Below are 540 nucleotides of genomic sequence, written 5' to 3'. Positions count from 1 at the left end.
CGTGATGCCGGCCCTGCAGGCCGCCTCTGCCCCTGCCGCGCTGGAGCGTTACGAATACCAGGGCCAGTACAACTGGCAGAAACAGGAGCGCGGCGACTGGCTCAGCCGCGTGCAGATCGAACAGCGCGAATCCCAGGCGCGCCGCGTGCACGGCCAAGCCGGCGTGCGCCAGTTGCAGGCCGGCCGCTGGTTCGAACTGACCCAGCATCCGCTGTACGCGCGCAAGGCCGCCGAGGACCGGCAGTTTCTGCTGATCGAGGTGCAGTTCTTCGCCGAAAGCAACCTGCCCATGGCCCAGCAACGCCGCGAAGCGCCCGGCAGCCTTGCGCCGCTGTTCAAGACCGTGCGCCCGGCACCCGACGATGGTCTGCTCGGCTCGGCTTTGAGCGAAGCGTCCTATGGCTTCTTCACCAGCCACTTCGAAGGCCAGTTGCACAGCGCGCCGTACCGCAGCCCCTTCGAGCACACCAAGCCCACCTCCCCCGGTCCGCAGACCGCCGTGGTGGTCTCGCCCAACGGCCATGAGCTGTTCACCGACAG

The 540-nt window shown here is 68.0% G+C and carries 1 protein-coding gene; it reads left to right on the top strand.

Translation table 11 applies throughout. The annotated features are described in order from the left end of the window. Positions 1-540 (top strand): contractile injection system protein, VgrG/Pvc8 family (locus ACLEJW_RS23215; RefSeq protein ID WP_440778327.1); only part of this gene is annotated, 540 nt, incomplete at both ends.

It is taken from the genome of Pseudomonas sp. SMSB3, assembly GCF_052041965.1.
GTDB lineage: Bacteria > Pseudomonadota > Gammaproteobacteria > Pseudomonadales > Pseudomonadaceae > Aquipseudomonas.
The sequence above is the reverse complement of the archived record's forward strand: the minus strand, read 5'-3'. Positions and strand labels throughout refer to the sequence as shown.